This window comes from Photobacterium sp. 53610, assembly GCF_036409375.1.
Classification (GTDB): Bacteria; Pseudomonadota; Gammaproteobacteria; order Enterobacterales; family Vibrionaceae; genus Photobacterium.
Genome location: NZ_JAXOFS010000002.1, coordinates 484121 through 510979, shown reverse-complemented (window position 1 = coordinate 510979; position 26859 = coordinate 484121). Strand labels below are relative to the sequence as shown.

Sequence of the window (26859 nt, the reverse complement as noted above, 5' to 3'; positions counted from 1 at the left end):
TTGCCGCCATTAAAGAAAAGATAAGGAGATATGATGTCTCGTTCATCAGGCCGACACCGTTTCTGGTTTCAGCAAACTCGTTCAAAACATGATTCAAATAAACTTTCAAACAAGAGGACCTCAATTCAGTGATTGTTAATTTTATGCTTTATGAAGACGCCGTGTCCTGGAATTCACACCTTCATCAGCTGACCGGTGATGCGCTGCGCCGCCATGTGCAGGTGAAAGGGAAGATGGCACACCGGGAGCTGGATTTTTCTTACTGTGAAAATTCGAATACCGGAAATATTCTGAACAGCGAGAATGAGATCATCGGGCGCTTTAGTGTCTGCGTCTGATGGTCAACAGACCCGGAATACAGGACGTCTGTAGATCTGAGTCAAAACGGAAAACCAAAGTTCAAGCGTATACCGTGAAAGTTCTGGTTCGTCTGGTAACTCAAACCGATACGAAAGTCATCAAGAAAGTCCCCCACATAGGGCAGATTGCCTGAAGCAGTACTCCCCAGAGAAACACCGAGTTCCATGATCTGTTGCACGCTTAAATTTCCCCGTCCCGGGCGTGTAAACTTCAGGCTCGGCGTGAAGTTGTGATAAATGACGAAAACGCCTGCATTCAGCGGAATGTTGCCAAGATGCGCACGGATCGGATGACGGACTTCTGCGCCAGTGTAAAGGGTCCCATAGGCTTCAGATTGATTGCGATTCCCTTTCCCCAAATTGCCATTCCCAGCCCAGATAAACGCCATACCGTAAAGCAACTCATAACCACCTGAATGATGACGGAATAAGCCAGAAACGCCGAGCTGATAGGTATAAAACCATGCCTCATTCAGATCGACAGCGTATTTTTCACCATCCACAATGATTTGACCATCAGCCCCGAAGTTTTTGCCCGGCCCCCAGGCAATCAGCGGCGAAATCTGGAAGGTTTCACTCAGCGGAATTTTCAGCATCAGCATGGGTTGTACTGCCAGACTTTCGCTGTCTGCACTGGCCGAGACCAAGTTGCCCTGAAAGTCACCGTTGGTTCTGAACCGGTAGCGTCCGTAGGTGACGGGGATGAACAAGTCTAACGTGGCGTTCTGAAAGACATCATCAAAGGAAAACGTCAGTGGCAGTGAGTAAACTTCCGCATCCAGCCCGCCGATAGAATACTGCCCGAATCCGAATTGGGTGGTGTAAACGTAATTGACCTGCACGTTAATCTTCGGTGGTGCTGCTTTGGCATGACCAGCGATGGTGATGCCAAGCAATATGAGAACAGCCAGACTGAAATGATATTTCCGTCGATCGTGATGGTCTTTTTTCACTCGGCTTGCCCTGAAATAGATTGAATCATCTGGCGTGGAGGCCCGGACCCATGTCAATCGAATACAAAGGATTGGAGTAAGCTTAGCACCCGGTTTTTCAGTGTGTTCCGGTCAAGATGGCCGGGCAACGCTTGTCAGGGATTGAATGGCATCTACACTTTCAGATAACACTCTATGAAAGGTAGTGCCCATGAAAAAATTGATCACTGTACTTTTCTGTGTGCTCGTGATGATGGGCATTGCTGGCTGTGAAAGTTTATTTTTCTGGCCTTCCAGGCAATTCGTTCCTTCTCCGGAAGTGCTGAAATTTACAAAAGAAGATCGGTTTTTCACCGCAGAAGACGGCACCTTAATCCATGCCTGGCGGCTCCCGGTGAAGGGCAAAAAAAGAGGGACAATTTATTTCCTCCACGGGAATGCACAGAACCTGAGCTATCACGTTGCCAATGTGTTCTGGCTGGTCGACAAAGGCTGGGAAGTGGTAATCATTGATTACCGCGGTTATGGACGAACTGCTGGTGATCCTGATTTTGCGTCGGTTCAGCAGGATGCGCTGGCGGGTTATCAGGCGTTACTGAATGAGCGTCAGGACAACAGTCCTGTCATTGTATGGGGGCAGAGTCTTGGTGCATCCATTGCCGTCAATATGGTCGCCGACCTGCCAGAGGATAAACGTCCTCAGGGGCTGATAATTGACAGTGCTTTCAGTTCTCATCAGAAAATTGTGCGGGAAAAACTGGGCAGTTTCTGGCTGACCTATCTGTTTCAATATCCGCTGAGCTGGTTTATTACGGACACCTATGCCCCGGAGCGTTCAATGGCACGTATCCAGCATGTACCTGTGTTAATTGTGCACAGTGAAAACGATCCGGTGATCAGTGCCAGTCATGCCAAAACCCTGTATCAAATGGCGCATGAACCGAAACAACTCTGGTTATCTCAGGAGCAGGGGCATATTGCTGTATGGGATGATGAAATCTGGCGCGATCATCTGGTGTGTCTGCTGGATCACTGGCCGAAGCTCAGTGCTCAGGCGCAGGCTTGCGAGCCTGACACACTGGCTTCAGTTCAGTAGACGACAATTTCCGGAAATCGAACGGGCAAGCTGAAAGTTGCCCGAAACCGTAGGTATCAGGGGATGGCGGACGCAAGATGCTGCTGATCTGAGGCGCGGGACAGTGATTTCCACATTGCACCCAGTGCAAAAACGGCCAGAACAATATTGGACAGCGGCATCGCCAGCCAGACACCTTCCAGACCCAGCCATTTGGGTAACAGCCAGAGAAACGGCAACTGTACCAGCATATTTCCGAGCGAAATCGCGAAAGCCATCCCGCCGCGGCCAACCGACATAAAATACACGGTGCTGATGACGATCAGACCATCCAGAAACAGGCTGAACAGGTGTAACCGGATCCCCTTGTGTGCTTCACTGATCAGCGATGTATTGTCCCCGTTGAACCAGCCAATCACGGCTTGCGGATACAGGTTCAGCAACGCGATCCAGCTGATACCAATGACTGTTGTGACTTTGCAGGCCAGCCAAACCGTCTGACGGACTTTATGATGTGCTCTTTCGCCATGAAAGTAACTGACCGGTGGCTGCATGCCTTCGGAGATCCCCTCTGCCAGCAGGTAGTACAGTGTCATCAGGTAGCCGACAATGGCATATGCGGCCACACTGGTCGCAGAACCATATTCCATGAACAGCCGGTTATGCAGAGCCACCATCATCCCGGTATAGAGATACATCACAAGACAGGATGAACCCAGCGTCAAAATCTCAAGAAGTTTGCGCCGGTTTATCTGAAATGCTCTGAAAGACAACCCCAGCGCCGAATACCGGCTCAGGAAATAGCTCAAGGCCAGCAGCGCTACTGTTCCCTGTGCCATGACCGTTGCGACAGCAGCGCCTCTCAGTCCCCAGCCCAGTTTACCGATGAAAAAATAGTCCAACACCGTATTCATGAGGGCTCCGAAGACCATGAGGCTGGTGGCAAACTTCGGCGAATCATCATTTCTGACCAGAAAAGGAGCGGCGCTGGCGCCCACGGCCAAGACTGAACATCCGGTGAACACTTGTAAGTAGCTGGTGGCGAATTCGCCTGCCTGGTCAGCCGCACCCTGCAGTACCAGTAATTGCGAGCCAACGACTTGCAGCAGTGCGGATACCGCCAGTCCGGTCAGAACCACAAGCAATATCGCATTTCCCAGTGCCGCTCTTGCTTGTGTTGTGTCACGCATTCCCCGGTAATTTGAAATCAGACTGCCGGCTCCCATTCCGATCATGAGGCCGGTACCGATAAAAATGCTGATCACCGGCCAGGCGATGTTTATTGCGGTCAGGCCATCCTGCCCCAGGTAATGTCCGACAAATATTCCGTCCACAATCTGGTAAAGGCCGTTGACAAGCATCGCCATGACAGCCGGAATAGTGAACCGGCAGAAAATCCTGCCGATGGACTCGGTTTGTTGCATAGCTTCCATTGTATTCTCTCTGCGAAGCATCTTGGTGTTGCCGTGCATTCTCTGTCAGAATCAGGATGGAACGAAGTTGGTTACTATCCGTTTTTCGGATGGATAATCAGTTTGAGAGAGAAGGATAAATGGATGACGCAAGAGGGTTTATGTCACGTATTACCTGGAATCTGGACCAGCTGGAAGCCTTTGTGACCGCAGCCCGATGCGGATCATTCACAGCCACGGCACGACAGCTGGGCAAAGCGCAGTCACGGGTCAGTACCGCCATTGCAAATCTGGAAGCTGATTTGGGCTTCTTACTTTTCGACCGTTCCGGTAAATTCCCTGTGCTCACTGAAGATGGCCGGGAAGTCCTGAATGATGCCGTTTCGGTATTAACTCAGTGCCAGCGCCTTCAGTCGCGGGCTTTATCGGTTGTATCGGCCAACCCTGTACAACTTGCCATTGCCATGGATGAAGCCGTGCCGATTGAAAACTTTGAGATGCTGTATGCCCGGTTGGCTGACAGATTTCCGCACCTGAGTGTCACCTTGCTGAACGGTTCACAGGAAGATATCGCCAGTTGGATCGATGAGGAAAAAGCGGACATTGGTTTTGTTCTGCAGGACCACGTTCTGCCGGATTCCCTGGAACGCTATGCGATTGCCCGCACCGGACAGGCGCTGATTGTGTCTGAGAATCACCCGCTGGCAGCTGTTCCGGCTCCGACGGAAAGCCAGCTGATTGAATATCGCCAGCTCGTGATCCGTGACCGGCTGGGGCAGGCACTTGGCAAACCGATCTCGCCCAGTTACTGGCATGTTGACAGTTTCTACCTGATATCGTCTCTGGCCATGCAGGGGATTGGCTGGGCTTTTGTGCCGGAGCATGTTGCGACAGCTGAATGGTATGAAGTGAAAACGCTGTCGACGGAAAATCTGCCCTACCAGCAGGATTTCATCTTGTCTGCGATTAAGCGGCGAGATACGGCATGGAACGCTGTACTGGAATGGTTACTGGCAGAATCACAGCAACTGTTTACTGAGGAAAAAGAAGCCTGAATGGCTGGTGTCGGAAATATTCAATAAAACCCGTTTCAGAGTGGTTATCTTCAGACTGCAAGTTCATTAAGGAGATATCACATGACAAACCGACTGAGTTACTTCAACGCTGCGCCTCAGGCAATGGAAATCCTGTTACAACAGGAAAGCTATTTTCATCAGCAATTTCGCGAGTCTTCCTCGATGTCCATGACCATCTGGGAGCTGGTGAAATTGCGTGTGTCGCAGATCAATCAGTGTGCTTATTGCATCGATATGCACAGTAAAGATGCGTTAAAACTCGGGGAGAAACCTGAAAGAATTTACGGCTTAAGTGCCTGGCGGGATATGCCTCTGTATACCGCGCAGGAAAAAGTCGCACTGGCGTTTGCAGAACAACTGACCGCCTGCCAGCCGGTGTCTGATGAACTTTATTATCAGGTACTGGACACTTTCGGTGATTTGGCTATGGTAGATTTAACCGTGGCAATTAATGCCATTAACAGCTGGAACAGAATGGTAAAAGCCTTCAAACCGAAAGTCGAAATTTACCAGCCGAAATAGGATACACACTGTTTGATGGATTTCAGAATCTTCAAACCTCAGGGCTTACTGACAGACCATGTTCAGGGAATATGGTCTGTTTCCGTACCATCCGATCAGCCTGCAGTGGTCGAAAAACTGCTGTTCAGCGATGCCGGCAGCGGCATCCTGTTTAATCTGGGGTGCGAGGTCAGCTTCGGCGGCCATTGGCACCCGGCCGGAGTTGTGTTGCTACCTGTCAGTAAGGAAGCACAGCAGGTCACGATGCCACCCGGAGCGGTGTTGGCCGGAATCCGTTTTCATCCCGCCATGGGTTACAGCTTGCTGGGCAAACGTTTTGATACGCCAGTCACGATCGAACAAGGCTCAGATGATTTTCTTGTATTGCAGGTCTTACAACAACAATTGCGCCAGTGCAGCAACCACTCTGCCCGGATCGCCACCGTGTATCGCTGGATCAAGCGAACCTTTGAATTTGAAAAACTCACCCATCAGACGACGCTCGATATCGTCAGTGCCGTACAATCCAGCGGCACAGGTCAGTCTCTGCCCGTGGGAACACGCCAGATAGAGCGCCATTTTCAGAAGTGGATGGGCATAACTCCAAAACATTATCAGCGCATCCTGCGAGTGAAAGAAGCGCTCGAACAAATCAAATCTGCGCCAGACATGCCCTTAGCTGATCTTGCCTTTGAGCAGGGCTTTGCTGATCAGGCACATATGACCCGCGAGTTTTCGAAAATCGCAAAAATTACCCCCAAAAAATATAGTTTGCGTGTCAAGCAGACTCTCCGTGAAAGACCTGGAAGATATCGGCGTGATATGCATCTGAATAGATAGCATCATTGTTTTAAATTGAAAGTCCTGTTTTAATGTTTTGAAATAAAAGCATTAACTTTTATGTGACTTTTATTCCCCTTTAAAATTAATAAATTACATTGTAGCCTCATTAATATGTTAAGGAAGCATGATTAAGCCGGGTTTTTTAAGCGATTGTCATTTTTTGTGGATAAAAATAGAATGGTAAACTATTTTCGTAATGCTGTATCAAGTTTATTTGATCACATATGAGGAATAACCCGATGGCAGCTGACACCATTAAAATCGTGAACGACTCAGATACACGTGTGCTGTTTAGTAATTTTAATGCCGGCGATAATTTTATTCCGTTTGATACGCTGTGGCTCGATCCTGGGAAAAGTGGTGAGTTGAAAACAGGCAATTTCAACGCTCTCAGTATTGGTGCTCAGGTTCAGGAGGGCGGTCGCTGGGTCGGAGGTGATCCAAAAAATAAGCCTTACGCGACGCCGGGTGATACCGTCACGTTTACGATTTCCAAAGATATATCTGGTTAATTGTTGCGGAAGATAAAGGCAGCCTGGCTGCCTTATTCGATTTTAAAAATATATTTCAAGTGATTTCTTGAATATCAGGTCAGTGATACAGACAAGAGGTTCATGTTTCTGTTTCTGTTTTATAAATCGATTTTTTATTTTTGAGTTTCCAACAAAACGGCACCATACAAGTCATTAAAGTAAATACCAACAGCAGACTTGAAAAATTTAATTGATCGGGTTGAGTGGAATGAATGAAGAGGCTACTGACTGCTCCGCCTAAACCGACCGCAATATGTTGAATCGCATTTTGAATTCCTGCCATTGTTGAACGCAATCCGGGGACTAAATTTGTGAAAATTGATGTCATAACGATCAGTGTTCTCGCTGAACTGACAATCATGAAACACGCAAATGACGCGAGTGCCAGCATCATCTGATGTGTGAGAAAACCTGTCAGCGCTGTGACCACCATGAGTGCTGACAATCCGTTGATCAGCCTGAAATCGGACAGGCGGTCATGACTCCTGCCATACCATTGAATCACCAGAAAAGATCCGACACCCCCGAAGACATAGCTCAGACTGAGCAGGTTATCGGGAAGCTGCTGATTGATCACCAGCATGACTGGAAATTGCGTCGATATAGTGAATGTACTGAATACAGTCAGAAAGATGATGAAACCGAGGCGCATGATCAGTGAACGGTCTGCTGAGGAGCGGGGAATGAGATCTGCGGGACGGGGTGGTGCAGTATCTGGTTGGCTGAACCGGTTCGGGTTTGTGAGCAGAACAAGCAGTGCACACAGGCTGAAAGCACCCCCAAGAAGGTAAAAGCTGAGTGGCCAGTTTTCTTCCCCGGATACCCACAGTAAGCCCGGGACACCCAGGGTTAGTGCCAGCGGGAAGGTACTCAGCAGCATGGCAATTGACCGTTTGCGCTGTTCGGCGGGTGTGATCAGGCTTAAGTAATTCAGGTTGATCACAGCCAGCGCCCCGCCAAAGATTCCTGCAATGGCTCTTGCTGCCAGCATGGCATGGAAATGCGCTAACCAGGGCAGGCAGAAAGTCGCGATGGCCAGACCGGTCAGACAAATGAGAAGCCGATTTTTTTCCCGGAGCTGATGTTGCGTTCCCCGTATGAACAGACTCGTCAGGGTTGCTGCAATCGCATAGCTGGCAGACAGGTATCCTGCCTGTGCGGCGGAGACATGGCTGGCGGCAGTGATATAAGCGCTGAAGGGCACAATGATGAGTAAATCCAGTGCCATGAAAAAATGAATCAAGTAAGCAAGGAATATTTCCCGGCTTGAAGTGTGGTTTTGGGCTTGATGTTGAATGGTCATCGTCTCGCTCTGTATTCATTCAGTGTCAGAAATGAACATTGTATAAATTACATTTGCGGGATAAATTGGGTTTTATTGGTTTAATCATCCCAAAATTTGGTTTAATTGTGATTGAAGAGATTGAGATTCAGTGGTTGCGAAGCTTTCATGCGGTTTACACCTGCAACAGCTTTAAACAGGCAGCAGAAATGCTCGGCCTTCCGACATCCAATGTGAGCCGTCATGTGGTTCAGCTCGAGGAGAAAATGGGTACCCGTTTACTGCAGCGAACCACCCGGCGTATGAGTCCGACAGAAGCGGGTCATCAGCTGTTTGCCTCGACGTCACCACTGATGACTGCTTTGAATGATGCGCTGGAAGATATCAGCCAGCACTCGCAAATGGTTGCCGGGCAGTTGAAGATCCTGATGCCCGACTTGCCAGAACTGGCAGAGATTCTTGTCACCTTCAGCCAGGCCTATCCGCAGGTCAGTATTTGCTGCGAAACCAGCTTAAATCCGAAAGAAGATTTGCTGGATGGCTTCGATCTGGTGCTGAGTTTTCACCGGGGGGCACTGGATGACAGCGGTTGGGTGGCGAAAGAGGTATCGCGCTGGGCGAGTTGCATTGTGGGCTCCCCGGATTTGATTGCACGCTGTGGAGTGCCTGCCACGGTAAATGAATTGCGTCAGATGCCCTGTATTACCAGTCTGACGGCGTTAAACGGTATGCCCTGGATATTTAAGGGGAGCAAAGGCCGTTCTCAGACGATTCCGGTAACTTCTTCGTTTAAAGCCAACAGCGGCAACATCGCCACAAAAGCTGCGTTAGCAGGGTTAGGCTTCGCCATTCTGGCTGAGGTGGGTTGTCGCGGTGCTCTTGAGGCCGGGCAGCTTGAGAAAATCACGCTGGAAGCGGAGCCCGAGGATCTGGTGCTGTATGCTTTTTACGCCGGGAGAAAGCATCTGCCCCACAAAATTCATGCATTTCTGACGCACCTCGACTCGCATCTGAAGTTGTGAATCTTCATCCGTGCTCAGTCTTCGTTGTGCTGTTGGTTTTTGCGATTCCTTGGCACAACTCAACAAATCCCCTGCTTGTCAGTAGCCCTGGCCGGGGGGCTATGGTAGAACAATGACCTCAGAAAAATTATCTTGATATGAATGACTTAGTCAGGAGTTCGGTGTGGCAATCACAATCCGCCATATGGAAGAAAAAGATATGGATAGCCTGTGTGATATCTATTCTTTTTCAACGGTGCTGGAAAATACCTCACAGTTCATGCATTTGGGCAGTAAAAGAGTTCAGGCGATTTTTGCGTCTCCTGAACTGATCACTCTGGTTGCTGATTTAGATGGCCGGGCTGTGGGGCACGTGACTTTGGTGACCCGGAACAAGCCGAAAGAAAAGCACATTGCCGGTATCGTGATCGCGGTTCATCCGGAGTTTCACGGCAAAGGGGTGGGATCAATGCTCATGGCCGAAGCAATCGATCTTTCTGATAACTGGCTGAATATTCTGCGGCTGGAACTGGACGTGAATACTGACAACGCCCCTGCCATTGCATTGCACCGGAAATTTGGGTTTGCGCTGGAAGGGGAAAAGAAGCTGGCGACTTTCAAATCAGGCAATTACGCCGATTTGTATATGATGGCCCGGCTTGCAAGCTGGCACAAGGTATGAGAAAGTTGTGCGCGTTGTGGTGACGGACCTGCCTGCAAGCGGAAGTCACCAGCTTCGTATAACCCCGCTAATAGGGTGTGGGGGTCTCTACCAGAATCCGTAAAATTCTGATTACGAAGAGTAAAGCCGATGAATCGCTTTTCTCTTTGTCGTGATCAGAGCCTCTCTTATCTCCATCAATTCAGAAAAGCTGTTCATCATCCTAATCAACGTATTGAGAACCCGATGAAGAGCACCTTATGAATCAATTTATTGCCGGACTGCCAAAAGTCGAACTGCACCTGCACATTGAAGGTTCACTGGAACCAGAACTGATGTTTGAGCTGGCTGCACGGAATCAGATCGCGATTCCTTTCCGCTCTCCGGAGGAAGTCCGGGCTGCGTACCAGTTCCATAACCTGCAATCGTTTTTGGATATCTACTATCAGGGCGCCAATGTTCTGATCCATGAGCAGGATTTTTATGATCTGACCTGGGCGTATTTGTTGCGCTGTCAAGCAGACAACGTTGTCCACACGGAAATTTTTTTTGATCCGCAAACACATACCGATCGCGGTATCGCTTTTGAAACTGTGGTGAACGGGATTCACCGTGCGCTGGAAAAGGGCAGGGAAGCACTGGGCATTTCCAGTTTGCTGATTATGTGCTTTCTGCGTCATCTGGATCAGGCATCTGCCTTTGAGACCCTGGAACAGGCGATAGCCCATCGAGACAAGATTATCGGCGTCGGGCTGGACTCTTCTGAGCAGGGGAATCCGCCGGAAAAATTCAAAGATGTTTTTCAGCGTGCTTTACAGGCCGGTTTTCTGACGGTAGCGCATGCCGGGGAAGAAGGTCCCTCTGAAAATATCACTAAAACGCTGGATTTGCTGGGAGCAACCCGGATCGATCATGGGGTGCGCTGTACCGAAGACCCGGAACTCATGAAACGGTTGACTCTGGAGCAGGTGCCATTAACTGTTTGTCCGCTCTCTAATCTGAAGCTGAAAGTCTTCGAGGAGATGAACGCTCACAATATCGTTGATTTGTTGCGAAAAGAAATGTGTGTCACGATTAACTCGGATGATCCGGCTTATTTTGGTGGCTACATGACGGATAACTTTCATGCTGTCGCAGAAGCGCACCCGATGAGCGGTGAAGAAATTGCTCAGTTCACGCTGAACGCCATTATGGCGAGTTTTATCAGTGACGTAGAAAAACAACGGCTGACACAGCTGACATTAGATTATCTGGCGCGTTTTCAGACGTCTTAACGAAATGTAAAAAGAGCCGCGGTATCTGCGGCTCTTTCATCAGCAAGGTTGTTAAGCACAAACCAGATTTGCCAGTTTTGTCAGAATTGCTCTCAGGCGGTTGTCATCCAAATTCAGCAGGTTATCGCCGATATACCATTCGATGTATGACTGATCAGGCAGGGCTGCTTGCTGTGGGTTACCCAGCCAGACTTTGTCTTCCTGTGCGAAATGGTCACGAATGAGGGTCGCTTTTTCGGCACTGACCGGAAGATAAAGATGCAGCATATTGGCCTGTGGTGCGGCAGGATTCGGGGTGAATTGCCGATATTCACTCAAGATGCGGTAGAGCTGCTGAGTGCGTTCAAACAGTGCCGACATTTGTGCCAGCCGCTGGTCAAACTGCATCGCGGCTGACACGGCGTAAGGCGTTCGATGGACAACATTTCCGCCCTGACGTTGTGTCCAAACCCTGGCTTTCTCAATGAAGTCCTTGCTGCCGAGCAGCATGGCTCCGCCTAAACCGGCAACGCCTTTGTAGAGCGAGACATAAGCTGAATCAAACCCGGCAGTGATTTCCTGATAATCACGGCCATAGCCGGCTTTCGTCTCCCAGAGCCGCGCACCATCCAGATGCAGATGAATTCCTTTTTCACGGCAGTGCGATTTGATGTCGTTCAGCGCTTCCCATGAAGGCAGCTGGCCGCCAATCTCGCGCATCGGCAGTTCATACAGCACAGCTGCAATGTCATCCGGCCAGGCGGTCAGATCGTCGAGTGTCCAGGGCTGATAAGGGTGACCGACAGGCAGGATGCTGAACCAGTCTTGAAGCTGATAATTCTGGCCTTCGTGCAGATAAATATGGCTGGACGGATGCATCGCAACCACAGGATTTCTTTTTGCAGTACAGGCTATCCGCAGTGCTGTCGGCTGTGTCATCGTGCCGGTCACAACGAAGAGGCCAGCTTCAAACCCAAGCAAAGATGCGATTTTGGTTTCAAAGCTTTGTAAAAATTCACCCTGACCATAGATATCGTGATCAATGTGATGCTCTTTGCACCAGTCTGCCATGTTCTGAAACATCTCTGCTGGTGAAACCGTGCGATTGCCCGGGATGAAGACCGTGCATTGTGAGCGTAAATCCATGCCCAGAAACTCCTTGAAAGATAGGTTTTATTCCCTTGATTGAGCTGGAAATATTATGGTTATCTTCCAAGGCTGGCAAAATTATGGATTAAATTTTTGAGCTGAAGCCGCTTATTTACCTGATTGAGGAACAAAAGTTAGTACACGAATCGGGAAAACTCACTCTCAATGGATGCATAGAGCTCTGATATCCACACCGGAGAATGGTTCGAAACAGGACGAATCGGTGCTTTTCTCGGGTCATGTGGCGCGATGACGACTTCGGCATTTTGATGGCCGATTTTACCAACCAGGGTAAAGAGTTCTTCAATCGCGCTGTCACCAATGGCGAGGCATCCGATCGATGCAGCCTTACCATGAATGAAAATATTGTTGCCCGGGCGGGTACGGCCTTCAAGATCTGCGTATTTTCTGTCGAAATCATTCGGATAGTTGAGTTTCATGGACAGGTGAAAACGACTGTTCGGATTCAGGCCGATAATCTTATAAATGCCTTCCGGGACCTGGCGGTCACCTTCTTTCAGTTTCGGGCCTGCTTTACCGCTTGCTGCCGTGACAGGGTAACTGTATACAAAGTGATGGTTGCCCTGCTTATCTATGGCCCAAAGCTCGAGTTTTTTTTCTTCTTTCAGACCAAGAAGAGCAATTTTTTCAGGTGGATAGGCGACATTTGCTTTTTTAAACCGGTATTTCAGTCGTTGCTCTGAAAGATGGCCGTAAACTGCTAAAACATCATCAACGGTGCGCTGTCCATTTGTTGTCGAAACAAATTGGCTGTGAGCACAAAAAGTTGTAAATACTGTGAGTAAAGGTATGAATTGTTTTAAGTATTTTAAAATAAACATATCAGTATTGCATATTATATCCCTGTAAAGTAATTACATAATAAGATTTAGATGTCATCGTTGTCTTCTGCGCTTTGTTAATTTTTGCCACAGATCGACAAATTATATGATCCGGATATGCACTTTTTTGATGTGATTACAGAGACCTGATGACGTTCCCTGAATATTGTCATCAGGTCTTTCAATTGAATATATTCTGTGAACTGGTTGATAAACCAATAAAAATTATTCAGCGTGACCTACAGGGAAACGTCCTTAGCGCAAAAGACCTGGCTCATGTCGACAGTGCCGTAGCAGGTCAGATTCTCTTTCAGGATATCGTAGGGAATTTTTAAGCCAGGTTTTCCATTGATTGTAATTGTGTCTTTCTCTTCGCTCGAAGTGTGTGACAGGGTAGAACCATCACTGACAGACCAGTCGCTGATATACTCAATGGCATTCGCACAGACAGTAATAGAGCAGGATACCGGGGCTTTTGACTCACTGCTGATGATCAGGCATTGAGCTTCTATTTCACCGCAGCCGGCAAAAGCCGAAGCATTCATGAACAGCACGGAGGTCAGCGCAAAAGAGAGATTTCTCAGAGGTTTCATGTACGGCATTGACTGTCCTTATGTATGGGAATCAAGACAAATTGTTTGAATATTTTATAAGGCGGTTGATTTCAAGCTGTTGTTAATTGTCATGAGATGAATTTTTTATATCCAGGTCTTCATCTGACTCTGATTTAATTTGTTTTTTAACGCCTGAATAAAAAGTTCATCGCCCTTATTTTTTGTTGATAATACGATATTAAACCAAACACCCGCTTCGATAGCACTGATCCGATAAATTCGGGCATTCCGGATATTTTTATACTGTATTGGTTTGACAGAGGCTATCTCATCAAAGGGCATTTCAATGACAGATAATTTCTGATTTTCAGATTGATTGTAATGTATCAGTAGATGATCTGTCAGAATCGTACCACCCTCTAAGACAGACCTTGTTCCGTAAGAGTAAAAGTATTCAATCTGATCTTCACCGGAAATAATATAGTGGCTGATTAATGTATTCAGTGTGCTTTGTGAGAGTTGTTCGCCCGTCTGTACTGTGGATTCCGGTACAGAGCGGAGCATAATGAACTGGACGGCAGCCATCAAAAGCAGAAAGACAATGATGACGGGCGCGATGGCCTTCAAAATGCCGCGATATTTAGTGTTGTGATTTGAGTTCACCGGTTTTCCATCGTTGTGCAATATCAATGTCCCTTTCGCTGTGCTTGCCTGGCAAAAAAACAAAGGCAGCACATCGTGGCAGAAGCTATCTATTCTACGTGAATCTGACCATTTGTATATTGACCGGATGGATGTAGGGAAAACATTGTACTGAATGGTCGTCGCGTCATTTGGAGAAAGCAAAGGGCAGAGAGGTGAATGTCTGCCCGATTTTCAATATTAAAATGTTATTGAGGATTTCGTTGAACGACATCACAGCGAAGTACAGACTGATCTTCAATCAGGTCGGCTAAGTGTTTTCGGCTTTCCAGATAATGTGAAGTTTGTTTGTGGACTGCCAGCGCAGCCTCGCTGGTATAGATCTCATAGAGATAAAAACAATGATCGTTCTCTTGAGAGACCATTACATCAAACACCAGGCAGCCTTCTTCATTCTCTACCGATGCTGTCGCATTTTCTTTCATGATGGAGAGGTATTGCTCGCTGTAGCCTGCCTTCACAACATTCTTCACGACGATACAAAACATAATAACTGTCTTCCTTTTCAGTGAATCATTTTTCAGCCAGGGATTGAGCTGAATTGTGATTTATTGTATACAATAATTGTATATTTTGCACACGGAGTAATCTTGTATGACTCGGCGTCCCAAACCATTGAACGGACTCAGACATTTAGCGCTGGCAGTACACCCGTTTGAGGAATGTGTTCGGTTTTATACAGAAATAATGGGTATGGAAGTACTCAGAAAAGCCAATGAACACCTAATTTACCTGAGTTGCGGAAATGACAATCTGTCATTGAGCAGAGCACATGAAAACCAGGACAACCAAAATCAGTCGCTGGATCATTTTGGCTTCATTGTGGACAGCAAAGAAGAGCTGCAAGCGTGGTATGAATTTCTGAAATCACAAGGCGTACCATTACTTGACCGTCCGCATGATCACAGCGATGGGGCACGCAGTTTCCATTGCACCGATCCTGCCGGGAATGTGGTGCAACCCTTGTATCACCCGGCTGTATCCGGACAACGTTTGCGTTAAACAGCGTCTGAGTTGAGCAACGCATGTGGTACTGCGCGCGTTGCTCAGCTGGTTTCAGTCGTTTACTTCTGAGTCAGCAGGTAGTCCAGGACCTCAACCACTTGTGCCGGAGAGGTCGCCCAGGCATTGGCACTAGCATCGACTTCTTTCAAAGGGTGAACAATATCTTCACTGTGAAGCGTAATGTAAGGTTTATTCAGCGCAGCACAGAAACCTGCATCAAAGGCTGCATTCCACTGCTTGTATTGCTCACCAAAACGAATGATGGCGAGATCGCACTGTTTGATCAGATTCTGAATTCGGATTGCATTCACCTTTGCAGACTGATGATCACGCCAGAATCCGTTGTTTTCTTTGCCCAGAACATCGCCCGCCGCATCACTGCGGTCGTGATCGGTCACAGCTGAAGTAAACATAATTTTCAGGTCTCTGGCCTGACAGCCCTGAATAATTTGTTCACGCCAGTCGGTATGAATTTCACCTGAGAGATAGACATTCCACGTCATGACATCACCTTCCATTTATTGTCTTTGTTGATAATTTCATGGTTTATTGTACACAATTTTTGAGTTTTCGCACGCGGGCTTGTTGGAAGCAATGCAGCCTCAGGTGTCTGTACCTGTCAATACGTCAGGACCGGAGATGCCGGATTCATGAAATGGCCGGGCCGGATCAATTTGAGCCAGATATTTCGGGTTCATGGATGAGAGTTGAAGCATTGTCCCGACGGGCATGAAAATGGGGCTGGTGTTTTGAAGTGTTATATAAACTTGCGAATTTCCCGGGCAAAGAAGAAAAGTCGCAAGTTTCATCCGTTCGGTTGATCAGTCCACCAGGGTGATCACAGTCAGTTTAGGAGCTTTATAATTCCAGAATTCGTGGCAGCCGTTGACCCAGCCAGTAATCGACTTTCCGGAAGCCTTTGCGGTTAATGCGATCGAAAACATCTCTTTTTCATAGGGAGATTCTTTGTTAATGACTAAGAGTCTTTCTCTGTCTTTGTCGCACTGTTCAGTATGTCGTTTTACGCCATCAGGTGCGATTTTCACAATGATCATATTTGAGTCATGAACAGTGACACTTTCCACTTTGACAGGGCCAAAGTCGCTGTTTGCAGACACAAATGGTGTCATCAGTAAGGCTGCTGCACAGACAATCTTTTGATTTATCTTTTTTATCATGACGATATTTCCTTAATAAAAGTGAGTTCGAATCAAATTCAAGGCAGGGATTGTACAGAAACACATTGCACATGAGAAACAGTTGTAATGCGTTTCTGTGATTATTTTGCGGTGCTTGATTCAAATCGCTTTTATCTGAAACAACGTTCGGCCCATCGGGTCAGGCCTGCGGTGACTGAGCCAAAGTAATCGCCGACAACAATCGGCACTCCGGGTAAGCGCTGCTCGATTAATTGGCGTAAGATCGGTGAACGGGCACTACCGCCTGTCATGAAAATCACTTCCGGGGCACATTGTGCCTGAATGAGCGCTTCATGAATCAGTAAACTGATTTTCTCTGCATTGCTGCTGACGGCTTCTGCCAGCTCAGTGTCCGTACAGTGAAGCGGGAGTGTCTCCTGACCAATTTTCAGCTGCGCACCGGCGCTTGCGCGATCGGACAGCGCTATCTTCATCAGTTCCGCTTCGCGGACCAACTGATGGCCGAGGGAATGGTGATACACCTGCAATAAACGTTTGAGTACGTCCGGTTCAGCAGAGTCTCTGACCAATTGCTGCAAAACTGCCAGGTTGCTGCTGGCATAAAAGTCACTTTGTGCGGCGACATTGTTAATGGCAACAGGATTCCAGAACTGGCTGACTGGTGCCGCGAGGCCTCGCTGACTGACCGTGTTTTTGCCCAGCTGCGGCATGATGTGCTCAAAGGCGAGGGCAATGTCCAGATCGTTTCCGCCGACGCGGCTGCCACTGTGCGCCAGTAGTCCGGCTGAACGGTCAGTTTTGCTCAGCCAGCCCGGGCCCATCTGCAGAACGGAGCAGTCTGTTGTCCCGCCGCCGATATCAACCACGAGCACTGTGGTGTCTTTTTCCAGCTGGCTTTCATATTCTAATCCGGCAGCAACCGGCTCAAACTGAAACTCAATCTCTTTGAAACCCGCACGGGTAGCTGCGCGTTTCAGAATATTCTCGGCCTGTTCGTTGGCTTTTTCGCCACCGGTCCCCTGGAAGTTAATCGGACGACCAATCACGGCCTGAGTGATCGGGGCCTGAATCTGCATTTCACTCTGGCGCTTGATGTTCGCCATCATGGCGCAGACTAAATCTTCGAACAGGCTGAGCTGGATATCGACCAGACCGGAAGCGCCAAGGAAAGACTTCGGGGATTTGACGTAATAGACTTCGTCCGGATCAGCAAGATAACTGTCCAGTGCCTGCTGGCCAAATTGTAATGCCTGTGCATCTACGACAATGTCGTCTTCTTTATTTGCAGCAATGGCTCGACGAAGTAACTGTTCACCGGTCTGGCTGGCTGGTTTGATGTCATAATGACGAAACAACGCTTCGCTGACCGCATCACGTGTCGGTGCTGCGAGGGTCGAAGGGATGTAAAAGCGGTTGCCTTCCAAAGGCAGTAGCTGGGGCTGACCATTCTCCATGATGGCAACAGCGCAGTTTGCTGTGCCGTAGTCAAATCCGATATACATAACTCCCTCCTGACAATTGAAAAGCCGGACAGTCTACGTGATTTACCGGCGGTGACAAGCAAAAGGGAGCGCAACCAAGCGCAGTATGAACTCAGCGATACAGTTTTTTGAAGAACTTTGAAGTGAGCGTATAGTCGTAGCGGAGCTGGACCAGGGAGTAGATCAGAGTCGAGCCTGCAACTGTTCCCCACGGGTAAAAGAAAAACAGGATGATCCCGAACAGCATCGTGGCTTTTTCTGCCCAGCGATGAAGCACCAGCAGGCTGTAACCAGCACACAAATGGAGGATAGTCATCATCACGGCCAGCAGGACCTTATACAGATTGTCGGTCTCAATGTTCATGATGCCGTCAATTGCGGCCTGAAAACCAGAGACGATCCCGACGATCAGCCAGATGAGGGCATAAAGTGCGTGAAATGCAACCGCCAGCCTGTATTTGAGAGAGTATTTTGAACGCAGAGAATTTGACTGAGATTGCTCTCCTTCACTGCACTTTCGACACATTTCTGCTGGTGTGCCATCGGGCCTGTCCAGCGTTCTGACACCACATTTTACGCAGTACATGATTGGCACACCACAGTTCTGATTTCCCCTGAATCTTTATCCTGAACTCAGCTTCGTGCTGAGGGGCCTGTTTGTTAACAATAAACCCATTAATTATGATTCCATATATTTCAGTGTTATTTAATATGTGTTTGTTGTTTTTTTGCTGTGAAATCGATTGTAATCACGAAAATTGCTGTGGGCATCTCATTTTAATGAACGAAAAAACCTATTGCATAAGCTGATGAAAATTAAGAATTAAATTGATTAGAATATTCTGATTTACGGTTATTGGTAAAATTGATATGAAATGCATCTGAACTCAGCCGGAAGGAGATTTTGTCGATTGTCAGTGCATGAAAAGTCAACGGTGCTTTCGCTTTATTTCTGTAAAATAAAAGCATTCACTGCTTTTTCACTCATTTTAAGGCGTTTTTATTCACTTTAGTCTCTCTGAAAGCTGGCTCAGCGAATGCTTAAATTCATCCGCAAAGAGCTTGGTCAGACACTCATTCATGCCATTTATCTTTCGTGTGAAGTAGATCCGGCAAACAGCTGAAAAAAGCATCAACCAGCTGCGGGTCAAAATGGATCCCGCTGTTCTCGCGGATATAATCTGAGGCATCTTCGACAGACCAGGCGGTTTTATAGGGACGTTCGCTGGTCAGGGCATCAAACACATCCGCGATGGCTGTGATTCTGGCTTCAACGGGGATGGCTTCCCCTTTTAATCCGTGCGGATACCCTGAACCGTCCCACTTTTCGTGGTGATAAATCGCAATATTACGGGCAATTTGCATCAGCTCGGAACCGTCATCTTCCAGGATTTCTGCGCCAATCACGGTATGATCTTTCATTACAGCCCATTCTTCCGGTGTGAGCTTGCCTGGTTTGTTCAGAATGTGCTCAGGAATACCAATTTTGCCGATATCGTGCATGGGGGCAGCATGTAGCAGTGTTTCCGACCAGGAAGCGCTGAATCCGGCGGCAAGCGCAATCGAATGGACGTAATGACTCATACGGATGACATGATGACCGGTCTCATTATCTTTGTACTCCGCAGCTTTGCCGAGCATCTGAACTACGGACAAACGTGTTGATTTCAGTTCTTCCACCCGAACCAGTGAAAGATGGTTTTTGACCCGTGCACGCACAATCGGAGGGCTGACTGGCTTGGCAATGAAATCTACGGCGCCTAATTCAAAGCCTTGAGCTTCATTTTGTGCATCGGACAGGGCCGTGACAAAAATTACGGGAATATTCCGGGTCTCGATAACCGTCTTTAGTTGCTGGATGACTTCAAAACCGGACAGGCCGGGCATCATGACATCCAGTAAGATTAAATCGGGCTTCTCTGCACATGCCAGCGCCAGTGCCCGGCTGCCATCTTTGGCAAAGATCAGACGATACTCTGAAGAAAGAATATTTTTCAGCACCTGAAGATTCGCGGGTTCGTCGTCCACCAGAAGCAGTGTCTTTCGTTTAAGCATGTTCGATCTCCGTGTGCAGAAGACTGTCCAGATAGTCATTGAGTAAAAGTGCGGCTTGTTCCAGCTCGAAGTTATTCATGGCAGATTCGACCGACTCTGCCAGTGCTTCAGGTAATTGAGTTTTCACTGCCATAAATGTGCTTTCCGGGTTCTCACCCTGCGACAGCTGCCGGGCAATATTTCGAATGTCCTGTTGTCTCAGCGCCGGCCGCGGCGGGTTGTCAGCCTCACCGGATGTGATCGAACCGGCTGAACTGAGCAGTTCATGAATGGCGTTAAAGCGGTCTCGGTACTGGCTGAACAGCGGTACGGTGTTTTGTTCCCGTTGCAGCGCTTGCTCCAGTTGCATCATGCAGTGATGGATGGCTGGCAGGCAGAGGTTCCCTGCGATTCCTTTTAACCGGTGTATATGGGAAAGGGCTTTCGTCTGACGGCCGCTCAGCAGACGCGCCAGGTAGTCCGGGTGGTGATGCGTCTGATTGATAAACTTTTGGATCGCAGCGAGCAGGGACTGTTCCGAGCCCCAAAGCTGACGGCCTTTTTCAAGATCAATATGCATCTCAGCGTTGGAAGACTGAGGTCTGGCTTGCGGATCCACATCGACAGCAATACCCATCAGATGGGCGATTTCAGATTTCAGGTCATGAATATCGATCGGTTTGACAGCAAAGCCGCTCATTCCGGCGGCTAATGCATCACGCCGGTCTTTTTCCAGAACGCTGGCGGTCAGTGCAATGACGGGAACAGGCTGAAGTCCTTCAGAACGTTCATAGGCCCGGATAGCTTTGCAGGCTTCGAGGCCATTCATTTCCGGCATCTGAACATCCATTAGGATGATATCAACCGGTGTGTTCTGAACGATAGTCAGTGCTTCCTGACCTGTTCTGGCTGTCAGCAGATGGTGGTGGTCTCTTTTCAGCAGCCCGATCATGAGCTCCAGATTCTGCTCGACATCATCAGCGATCAGGATAGTCATTGGCGGGATGTGTATCTGGTGAGTCAGATGCTCTTCCGCTTTTGACGGTTCGCCTCTCTGCAGGGGCAGATCCACTCTGAATGTTGACCCTTCACCCAGCTGGCTGTTGACACTGATATGGCCTCCCATCAGTTCTGCCAGCTGCTTGGCGATGGTGGTCCCCAGTCCCGTGCCGCCAAAACGGCGTGACATGGTTGAGTCTGCCTGAGAGAAGGGAGCAAAGATGGTATGGAGCCGGTCTGCCGCAATGCCGATGCCAGTGTCTTTTACCTGAATGGTGATGCCTTGGGCCCGGCTGGGCGTGAGATTCAGTGTCACAGAACCTCGTTCGGTAAACTTCACCGCGTTGCTGAGCAGATTCAGAATAATTTGCTGGATACGCAGGGGATCCCCCTGGTAAAACTCACTCATCTGCACATCGTAATGCAGGTTCAGTTCGATTCCCTTTTGGTTGGCAATCAGCGATTGAGTCGCGATCAGTTGCTCGCATATCTGGCGCAGGGAAAAATGTCGTGTTGTAAGCTGTGTTGTGCCGCTTTCCAGCTTGGCGGAGTCCAGTACATCATTCAACAGGTTGAGCAGCGTCTGGGCGGAATTGCGGATTATCCCCAGATGTCTTTGTTGTTCCGGATGCATCTCGCCGTCAAGCATCAGTTCCGAAAAACCGATGATGGCATTCATCGGCGTTCTCAGCTCATGGCTCATATTCGCCAGAAATGTACTTTTCGCCTGGGCTGCAATTTCTGCTTCTTCTTTTGAACGCCTGAGTTCGGCTTCCATTTTTTTCTGCTGGCTGATATCCGTGATGACCCCGACAAAGGTGCTGACACCATGGAGTTTCGATTCACCTAAAGACAGACGGATCGGCTTCATTAATCCATTCTTCTGCAGGGCAGTCACTTCCCGGCCAACCCCGATGATGCGTGCCTGACCGGTTTTCAGGTAGCTGTCCAGATAAGAATCATGTGCGCTTCGGTAGGGCTCCGGCATCAGCATGCTGATATTTTTGCCCAGAACTTCGCTCTCATGATAGCCAAGGATGCGCTCAGCCGATGCGTTAAAAGAAAGAATGGTGCCGCGGTGCGAAATTTTGATAATGCCGTCAACCGCGGTGTGAATGGTGGCTTTCAGTTCGGCGGCCGTTTCTTCACTTCGCTGGAACAGCGCGCGATATCTGGCCAGAGCATTCGTGGTGGTAATCAGTAAGCTGAGTGCGACAGTCACGACAGTAATTGTGATGGCCAGCAGGTAATGATGCTCATTGTCAGATGAAAATTCAGGGTCCGGCTGACCCACAAACCGCGTTGCTTCCATCGCGGTATAGTGCATACCGGCAATCGCTAATCCCATGACGACACTGGCGATGAGCTGGGGGAGATAACCGGTCAGGTTCAGACGTTTTCTCAGACCAAAGCTGATCCACAATGCCAGTGTGGCCAGGGAAGCAGCAACCACAATCGAAAGCATGAACAGCACAGGATCATACTTCAGGGCAGGTCCAAGAACCATTGCTGCCATACCAATGTAATGCATGGCGCCGATCCCCAGTCCGACCGTTATCCCGCAAAGCAGCAACCGAGCATTGCTGACGGTCTGCTTGGTCAGCAGATGCAGCGTTACCCAGGAGGCCAGAAAACTGGGAAGAACTGACAGCAGGGTAATGTTGATTTGGTAATTCACCGTCGTACAGAGTTCAAAAGCCAGCATGCCAATGAAATGCATGGCCCAGACACCGACTCCCAGAGATGCTGCGCCTGTCAGAATGTGAATGCGCCGCATGACTTGGGTTGGACTCTGCTTCGCTAATTCAGCCAGAGACAGAGCGAGCAAAGATGCACCGACAGAAATCAACAGGGAGATAGCCACCAGCGTTGAATCATATTCGCCGGAAAACAGCAGGCTGGGGTCTGTGTTGCTGGTGATGAAATAGCGGGAGAATAAATCTGAAATCATTGCTCAGTGAAAACCGGCAGCTAGCAGGCCCGCAAATACAGAAAGGACAATTGGTGGCTTGACGATTCCTGCACCTGACATCACGCTGCATATCGGTGTCGGCGGATAAGTGAATGTTCGGCGCAACATTATCTTTTCAGTCCGGAAGAGTAAACCTTCGTACCGTGAGCTCGTGCCAATAATCAGCGAATGTTCAATCATCTGCTTCTTTTCGGGGCAGTGGGTGATTTAACAAAAGGCAAGAATGTACAAGATGCGTGCTGACTTTTATCGTATCGTGTCTGCGGCGTCGTTGGATGTAAAGTGAGTCAGAGACCATGAAAAATGAACATGTACCCGAAGTATCGACATCAGCAGAACCTGATGGGCGTGGGTTGTTACTGAACAGACAGGAGAAGTGGCGGTTATTCAGACAAGGAGCGCTGGCAGTATCACCCCTGTGCATTGCAGTCGTTCCATGGGGATTGTTAGCGGGCTCATTTGCGATTGATGCCGGGTTGGATGTGTTTCAGAGTATGGCGATGTCCGCGATTGTGTTTGCAGGTGCGGCTCAGCTCGTCGCAACCGGTTTGATCAAAGCGGGCGTGGGGCTGTTCACGATTCTGCTGACCACGTTTTTCATCACATCCCGGCATTTGCTTTACAGTATCACCATGAGACAAACCATCAGTCCGCTGCCACTGCGCTGGCGGCTGGGGTTAGGCTTTCTGCTCACCGATGAGCTGTTTGCGTTGTGCGGAAATCAGACACCGCAACGCTTTCAGCCCTGGTATGCCTTAGGTGCAGGGTTATGGTTCTATGTCAGCTGGAATCTCGCCACAATTGCCGGCATTTTCGCGGGTAAGTTTATTCCCAATCTGGAAAGTCTGGGGCTCGACTTTGCGATTGCTGCGACTTTTATTGCCATTGTGATTCCCACAATTCAGCGCTGGCCCGTTCTGGTGGCCGTGGCTGTGGCTTTATTGGCCTCAGTGTTGATGGCTGCACTGGAAATTGAAGGAGGGCTCATGATTGCGAGTTTACTGGCAATGATCTGCGGTTATTTAACGGAACGATGGGTTGGAAATCATCCGATAAATCGTGAAGGTTCTGAAACTCAGCAGGGAGAATTAAAATGACGTGGATCATTATCATCACAATGATGCTGGTTATCTTTGTCAGCCGTTATCTGTTTTTAGAGCCCAGGCTGCCGATAAAGCTGAATCATCAGACACAACGTTTTCTCAGTTACTCGGGTCCTGCCGTATTAACGGCAATTTGGGCGCCTATTGTTTTTTTGCCTGAAAATAATGGGATTGATGTCACTTATCATAACCCATATTTTATTGGCGCTTTGGTTGCAGCAATAATTGCATGGAAAACAAAGAATGTTTTATTCACGGCTGTCCTCAGTATGGTGGTGTTTTTTTGTGCGTCATTTTTTATAAATTAAGACTTTATTGCTTATGCTTTTGATTTAAGTGAAATTCTCTCTTTTGAGAAACGCGGCCGACAGAACCTCATTCTATAGTTTACCCATCGTCTCATCTTCCGTAACGCTGCCCGTTTCAGGGCGGCTGATACATGCGTGGAAAATAAGAAAGAGGTTAATATGGCCATGCAAGCATCTAAAGGCAGACAACCGATATCCATCCCTACAAAATTAACCGGAACATTTGTTCTGGTTATTTCGACCATCTTTTCAGCTCATATAGAGGCAAAAAGTGACAATCACAATGAAACCGATTTAAGTTATCTGGAGGAACTTGGCAAACGGTTATTTTTTGAAAATATCTCTGACCCTGAGCGAATGTCATGTGCCACCTGTCATGCCCCGAGCACAGGGGGGACTTACGGTGTTTCCGGTGTGAATTTACATCAGGTCGCTGTGACAGGGGCGAGACCGCATTTAAGACCGCAGGACATTGAGCTTCTGGGCCTGCAAGGTAAAACGACCACGAAAAATGCAGGGACACTGAAACCGCCGACAAATCAGTACACCATTTTCCTCGATAAAAATGGTAACCCCTTTGGTTTAGGGCGCCTGAAAGACCGGGGTGTTGCCCCATGTGGTTTCTTTCCTTGTGGGGGTGCATTCTGGAATGGTCGCGCTACGGGTGACATTGTCGAGCAAACGAATGCAGTGTTTATGCCTTCGGATGCGTCCTGGCTGAAATTAAACGAGTATTCAAAATATCTCGGTCCCCTTGCTGATCAGGCCTTTGCCAGCCCATTTTTGAACCCTGTTGAGCAAAATCACAAGTCAAAATCTGATGTGTGTCAGCAAGTTGAAGGTACGAAATGGGGGAGTGAACTGTATTATCTGTCCTGGAATGTGCCTTTAGACTGCCAAAGCGAAGATGGCACGAATCAGGCTTTTGCCCGTTTTGCTGTTGCGCTCGCGGCCTGGCAAATGTCTGCGGATAATAACCGTTTCTCGTCTAAAAGAGATATGGCTCTGGCCAGTGATGCAGACCACAAATTTCCACTGGATGGATTTACGCAGCTTGAAAATGACGGACATGACCTGTTCTACGGAGAAGCCGGATGCTCAGCCTGCCATAGCGGTGGTGGAGATGGGACTGATCCGGAGGAACGCTATACGGATGATACTTATCACTCCATTGGTGTTCCGAGAAACTATGAAATCCCGGGTTCTCCTGAGCCTAATCCGGGTGTCAATCCAACGTTGATCCAGTTTGGCCTGACATCAACGGTATTCGGTATTCGGAATGCGTTCATAGGCCACCATAAAACACCGACATTAAGAAATGTTGATAAACGGAACGGGAAAGGTTTCATTAAGGCTTATACCCATGGCGGCTGGTTCAAGAGCCTAGAAAGTTTGGTGCATTTCTACAATACATCGAATGTGAATGGCGAAACGGCAAAAGGATTTAATATTAAGCGTTGTCCGGAAGGTATCGTGACGGAGAAAGATGCACTGGCGAATAATTGCTGGCCTGCGCCTGAAATTAATTCACCGTTCAGTTCACTAGGGGCGGTTAATCCGGCCACGGGAAAAACGTTCACCGGTGATCTAGGGTTAACTGAGTATCAGGAATCGGCAATTGTGGCATACTTAAAAACGCTGACGGATACCACAACCGTGGAACCACCGAAGCCTTATCAATCCAGCAGTCAACAGAAGAAAAAATAGTGTGGTAAAACAGAATAAAGAAAGCGAGATTTAATCTCGCTTTCTTTTTTTCAGCATATTCTGCCTGAGGCTAAGGCCTTGGCCCGATTGGGACCATGATGTGCTGGTAAGGTGTATCTTTCCACATCACGTAAGGGCCGCCGTTATTTGGATCCGTCGGCAGCGAATCCAGCAGGGCTTTATCCGGTGTGATGATCATCAGGTGTGGCCCTTCGACAATCCACTGGTTGTCGGCTGTTTCACTTTCGGCATAGGGGTCAGTATTACTGGCACCGCCATCACCACCCAGCATATAAGATATTCCGATGGTTTTAATTTCAACGGGTTGCTTGTTCATCCAGGCCTTTGCCCAATCCATCCATGGGCCGTCCATACACATGGGCGCCTTTCCTTTTAACTGTGGCGGGGTTGGGAAGCAGGTATAATTACTGGTTCCTTTTTGTAACACATTGTTATCCCAGTCCATCACGGTGACTTTGTCTTTGAGTGTCGGGGGCGCCGCACTCAGGGCATCCTCCAGCATTGCTTGTTTGTCATCAGCTTGAGCGGTGCTCTGCATCGCCAGTGCCATTACAGCCAGAGAAAGATAGTAGTGATATTTCATACCGTTATCCTTAGTAGAATCACGGTGCCGAGTAGGTATCACCTAAGTATAGTTGGCAGTCATTTTCCTGAAGCACAATCGATTCAAATCCTGCCGGTTCTGATTTGTTGCGGAAATTGAGCGAAGGCTCTTGGATGATATCGTTGGGCTTCGCTCTTATTAAATCTGTCCAATTCCGAGGCTTGTGAGACTAGTCTTATCCGGAGGCGTTTGTGAAACCAGAAGACGAAAACCTGAAAATTACCGTGTGCAATCCGAAGCAGGAAAAACGGCGCGTCAGCACGTTGCACCTGCGAAGTAAAATAAAGTCA

The 26859-nt window shown here is 48.4% G+C and carries 28 protein-coding genes and 1 riboswitch; of the genes, 13 read left to right on the top strand and 15 right to left on the bottom strand.

Annotation, left to right across the window (positions count from 1 at the left end; translation table 11 throughout):
• Positions 1 to 128 precede the first annotated feature (128 nt).
• Positions 129 to 338, top strand: a complete 210-nt coding sequence (locus SPK40_RS08915) for a hypothetical protein (protein ID WP_248142090.1) — start codon at positions 129 to 131, stop codon at positions 336 to 338.
• Positions 339 to 379: 41 nt separating this feature from the next.
• On the opposite strand, the gene SPK40_RS08910 is transcribed toward SPK40_RS08915, so the two are convergent.
• Positions 380 to 1312 (bottom strand): hypothetical protein, encoded by a 933-nt coding sequence (locus SPK40_RS08910; RefSeq protein WP_330960204.1) that lies wholly within the window; start codon positions 1310 to 1312, stop codon positions 380 to 382.
• Between the two features lie 190 nt (positions 1313 to 1502).
• Here SPK40_RS08910 and SPK40_RS08905 point away from each other — a divergent pair, with 190 nt between their 5' ends.
• Positions 1503 to 2387 carry an alpha/beta hydrolase gene (locus tag SPK40_RS08905; RefSeq protein ID WP_248142092.1) on the top strand — a complete coding sequence of 295 codons (885 nt, stop codon included), beginning with the start codon at positions 1503 to 1505 and terminating at the stop codon, positions 2385 to 2387.
• Between the two features lie 56 nt (positions 2388 to 2443).
• On the opposite strand, the gene SPK40_RS08900 is transcribed toward SPK40_RS08905, so the two are convergent.
• Entirely contained in the window at positions 2444 to 3799 is a 1356-nt protein-coding gene (locus tag SPK40_RS08900) for an MATE family efflux transporter (RefSeq protein WP_330960203.1), read from the bottom strand.
• Positions 3800 to 3939: 140 nt separating this feature from the next.
• Here SPK40_RS08900 and SPK40_RS08895 point away from each other — a divergent pair, with 140 nt between their 5' ends.
• The 4 genes from SPK40_RS08895 to SPK40_RS08880 all read left to right on the top strand — a co-directional run bounded on the left by SPK40_RS08895 (position 3940) and on the right by SPK40_RS08880 (position 6710).
• Complete coding sequence (locus SPK40_RS08895) at positions 3940 to 4833, top strand: LysR family transcriptional regulator (protein WP_330960202.1); 894 nt, start codon at positions 3940 to 3942, stop codon at positions 4831 to 4833.
• An 81-nt stretch (positions 4834 to 4914) separates the two neighbouring features.
• Entirely contained in the window at positions 4915 to 5376 is a 462-nt protein-coding gene (locus SPK40_RS08890) for a carboxymuconolactone decarboxylase family protein (protein WP_330960201.1), read from the top strand.
• A gap of 105 nt (positions 5377 to 5481) precedes the next feature.
• The gene (locus SPK40_RS08885; protein WP_330960200.1) at positions 5482 to 6195 is read left to right on the top strand and encodes an AraC family transcriptional regulator; all 714 of its coding nucleotides are present in this window, start codon (positions 5482 to 5484) and stop codon (positions 6193 to 6195) included.
• Positions 6196 to 6437: 242 nt separating this feature from the next.
• The gene (locus tag SPK40_RS08880; RefSeq protein ID WP_330960199.1) at positions 6438 to 6710 is read left to right on the top strand and encodes a hypothetical protein; all 273 of its coding nucleotides are present in this window, start codon (positions 6438 to 6440) and stop codon (positions 6708 to 6710) included.
• A gap of 100 nt (positions 6711 to 6810) precedes the next feature.
• Here the strand turns inward: SPK40_RS08880 and SPK40_RS08875 are convergent, their stop codons facing one another.
• Complete coding sequence (locus SPK40_RS08875; protein WP_330960198.1) at positions 6811 to 8034, bottom strand: MFS transporter; 1224 nt, start codon at positions 8032 to 8034, stop codon at positions 6811 to 6813.
• A 107-nt stretch (positions 8035 to 8141) separates the two neighbouring features.
• On the opposite strand from SPK40_RS08875, the gene SPK40_RS08870 reads away from it, so the two are divergent.
• From SPK40_RS08870 to SPK40_RS08860, 3 genes are all read left to right on the top strand, one after another.
• Positions 8142 to 9035: a LysR family transcriptional regulator gene (locus tag SPK40_RS08870; RefSeq protein WP_330960369.1), complete on the top strand. Its 894-nt coding sequence runs from the start codon at positions 8142 to 8144 to the stop codon at positions 9033 to 9035.
• 163 nt (positions 9036 to 9198) lie between these two features.
• On the top strand, positions 9199 to 9696 hold the full coding sequence (locus SPK40_RS08865; protein WP_248142098.1) for a GNAT family N-acetyltransferase: 498 nt from the start codon (positions 9199 to 9201) through the stop codon (positions 9694 to 9696).
• Positions 9697 to 9730: 34 nt separating this feature from the next.
• Positions 9731 to 9830: riboswitch (purine riboswitch) on the top strand.
• A 105-nt stretch (positions 9831 to 9935) separates the two neighbouring features.
• Positions 9936 to 10949, top strand: coding sequence for an adenosine deaminase (locus SPK40_RS08860; RefSeq protein WP_330960197.1), 1014 nt, complete (start codon positions 9936 to 9938; stop codon positions 10947 to 10949).
• A gap of 51 nt (positions 10950 to 11000) precedes the next feature.
• Here the strand turns inward: SPK40_RS08860 and SPK40_RS08855 are convergent, their stop codons facing one another.
• The 5 genes from SPK40_RS08855 to SPK40_RS08835 form a co-directional block, all read right to left on the bottom strand.
• Positions 11001 to 12080 carry a threonine aldolase family protein gene (locus SPK40_RS08855; protein ID WP_330960368.1) on the bottom strand — a complete coding sequence of 360 codons (1080 nt, stop codon included), beginning with the start codon at positions 12078 to 12080 and terminating at the stop codon, positions 11001 to 11003.
• A gap of 131 nt (positions 12081 to 12211) precedes the next feature.
• Positions 12212 to 12919 (bottom strand): L,D-transpeptidase family protein, encoded by a 708-nt coding sequence (locus SPK40_RS08850; protein ID WP_248142100.1) that lies wholly within the window; start codon positions 12917 to 12919, stop codon positions 12212 to 12214.
• Positions 12920 to 13158: 239 nt separating this feature from the next.
• The gene (locus SPK40_RS08845; RefSeq protein ID WP_330960196.1) at positions 13159 to 13521 is read right to left on the bottom strand and encodes a hypothetical protein; all 363 of its coding nucleotides are present in this window, start codon (positions 13519 to 13521) and stop codon (positions 13159 to 13161) included.
• A gap of 96 nt (positions 13522 to 13617) precedes the next feature.
• Complete coding sequence (locus tag SPK40_RS08840; RefSeq protein ID WP_330960195.1) at positions 13618 to 14136, bottom strand: hypothetical protein; 519 nt, start codon at positions 14134 to 14136, stop codon at positions 13618 to 13620.
• A gap of 227 nt (positions 14137 to 14363) precedes the next feature.
• Positions 14364 to 14663: a putative quinol monooxygenase gene (locus SPK40_RS08835; RefSeq protein WP_330960194.1), complete on the bottom strand. Its 300-nt coding sequence runs from the start codon at positions 14661 to 14663 to the stop codon at positions 14364 to 14366.
• A gap of 106 nt (positions 14664 to 14769) precedes the next feature.
• Here SPK40_RS08835 and SPK40_RS08830 point away from each other — a divergent pair, with 106 nt between their 5' ends.
• Positions 14770 to 15177 (top strand): VOC family protein, encoded by a 408-nt coding sequence (locus SPK40_RS08830; protein WP_330960193.1) that lies wholly within the window; start codon positions 14770 to 14772, stop codon positions 15175 to 15177.
• A 62-nt stretch (positions 15178 to 15239) separates the two neighbouring features.
• On the opposite strand, the gene SPK40_RS08825 is transcribed toward SPK40_RS08830, so the two are convergent.
• From SPK40_RS08825 to SPK40_RS08800, 6 genes are all read right to left on the bottom strand, one after another.
• Positions 15240 to 15683, bottom strand: coding sequence for a YtoQ family protein (locus SPK40_RS08825; RefSeq protein ID WP_330960192.1), 444 nt, complete (start codon positions 15681 to 15683; stop codon positions 15240 to 15242).
• Between the two features lie 318 nt (positions 15684 to 16001).
• Positions 16002 to 16310, bottom strand: coding sequence for a hypothetical protein (locus SPK40_RS08820; protein WP_330960191.1), 309 nt, complete (start codon positions 16308 to 16310; stop codon positions 16002 to 16004).
• A gap of 179 nt (positions 16311 to 16489) precedes the next feature.
• Positions 16490 to 17842, bottom strand: a complete 1353-nt coding sequence (gene yegD / locus SPK40_RS08815; RefSeq protein ID WP_330960190.1) for a molecular chaperone — start codon at positions 17840 to 17842, stop codon at positions 16490 to 16492.
• 91 nt (positions 17843 to 17933) lie between these two features.
• Positions 17934 to 18407, bottom strand: a complete 474-nt coding sequence (locus SPK40_RS08810) for a hypothetical protein (RefSeq protein ID WP_248142108.1) — start codon at positions 18405 to 18407, stop codon at positions 17934 to 17936.
• Positions 18408 to 18895: 488 nt separating this feature from the next.
• Positions 18896 to 19876, bottom strand: a complete 981-nt coding sequence (locus SPK40_RS08805; RefSeq protein ID WP_330960189.1) for an HD domain-containing phosphohydrolase — start codon at positions 19874 to 19876, stop codon at positions 18896 to 18898.
• The gene (locus SPK40_RS08800; RefSeq protein WP_330960188.1) at positions 19869 to 22805 is read right to left on the bottom strand and encodes an MHYT domain-containing protein; all 2937 of its coding nucleotides are present in this window, start codon (positions 22803 to 22805) and stop codon (positions 19869 to 19871) included. The genes SPK40_RS08805 and SPK40_RS08800 overlap by 8 nt, the downstream gene beginning before the upstream one ends.
• A 317-nt stretch (positions 22806 to 23122) precedes the next feature.
• Here SPK40_RS08800 and SPK40_RS08795 point away from each other — a divergent pair, with 317 nt between their 5' ends.
• The 3 genes from SPK40_RS08795 (at position 23123) to SPK40_RS08785 (ending at position 25944) form a co-directional block, all read left to right on the top strand.
• A complete protein-coding gene (locus SPK40_RS08795) occupies positions 23123 to 23923 on the top strand; it encodes an AzlC family ABC transporter permease (protein WP_330960187.1) in 801 nt (266 codons plus the stop codon).
• The gene (locus SPK40_RS08790; protein WP_248142112.1) at positions 23920 to 24237 is read left to right on the top strand and encodes an AzlD domain-containing protein; all 318 of its coding nucleotides are present in this window, start codon (positions 23920 to 23922) and stop codon (positions 24235 to 24237) included. Before SPK40_RS08795 ends, SPK40_RS08790 begins: the two co-directional genes overlap by 4 nt.
• Before the next feature lie 135 nt (positions 24238 to 24372).
• Positions 24373 to 25944 carry a cytochrome-c peroxidase gene (locus SPK40_RS08785; protein ID WP_330960186.1) on the top strand — a complete coding sequence of 524 codons (1572 nt, stop codon included), beginning with the start codon at positions 24373 to 24375 and terminating at the stop codon, positions 25942 to 25944.
• Between the two features lie 70 nt (positions 25945 to 26014).
• Here SPK40_RS08785 and SPK40_RS08780 read toward each other — a convergent pair whose 3' ends face one another.
• The gene (locus tag SPK40_RS08780; RefSeq protein ID WP_330960185.1) at positions 26015 to 26548 is read right to left on the bottom strand and encodes a hypothetical protein; all 534 of its coding nucleotides are present in this window, start codon (positions 26546 to 26548) and stop codon (positions 26015 to 26017) included.
• Positions 26549 to 26859: the final 311 nt, after the last annotated feature.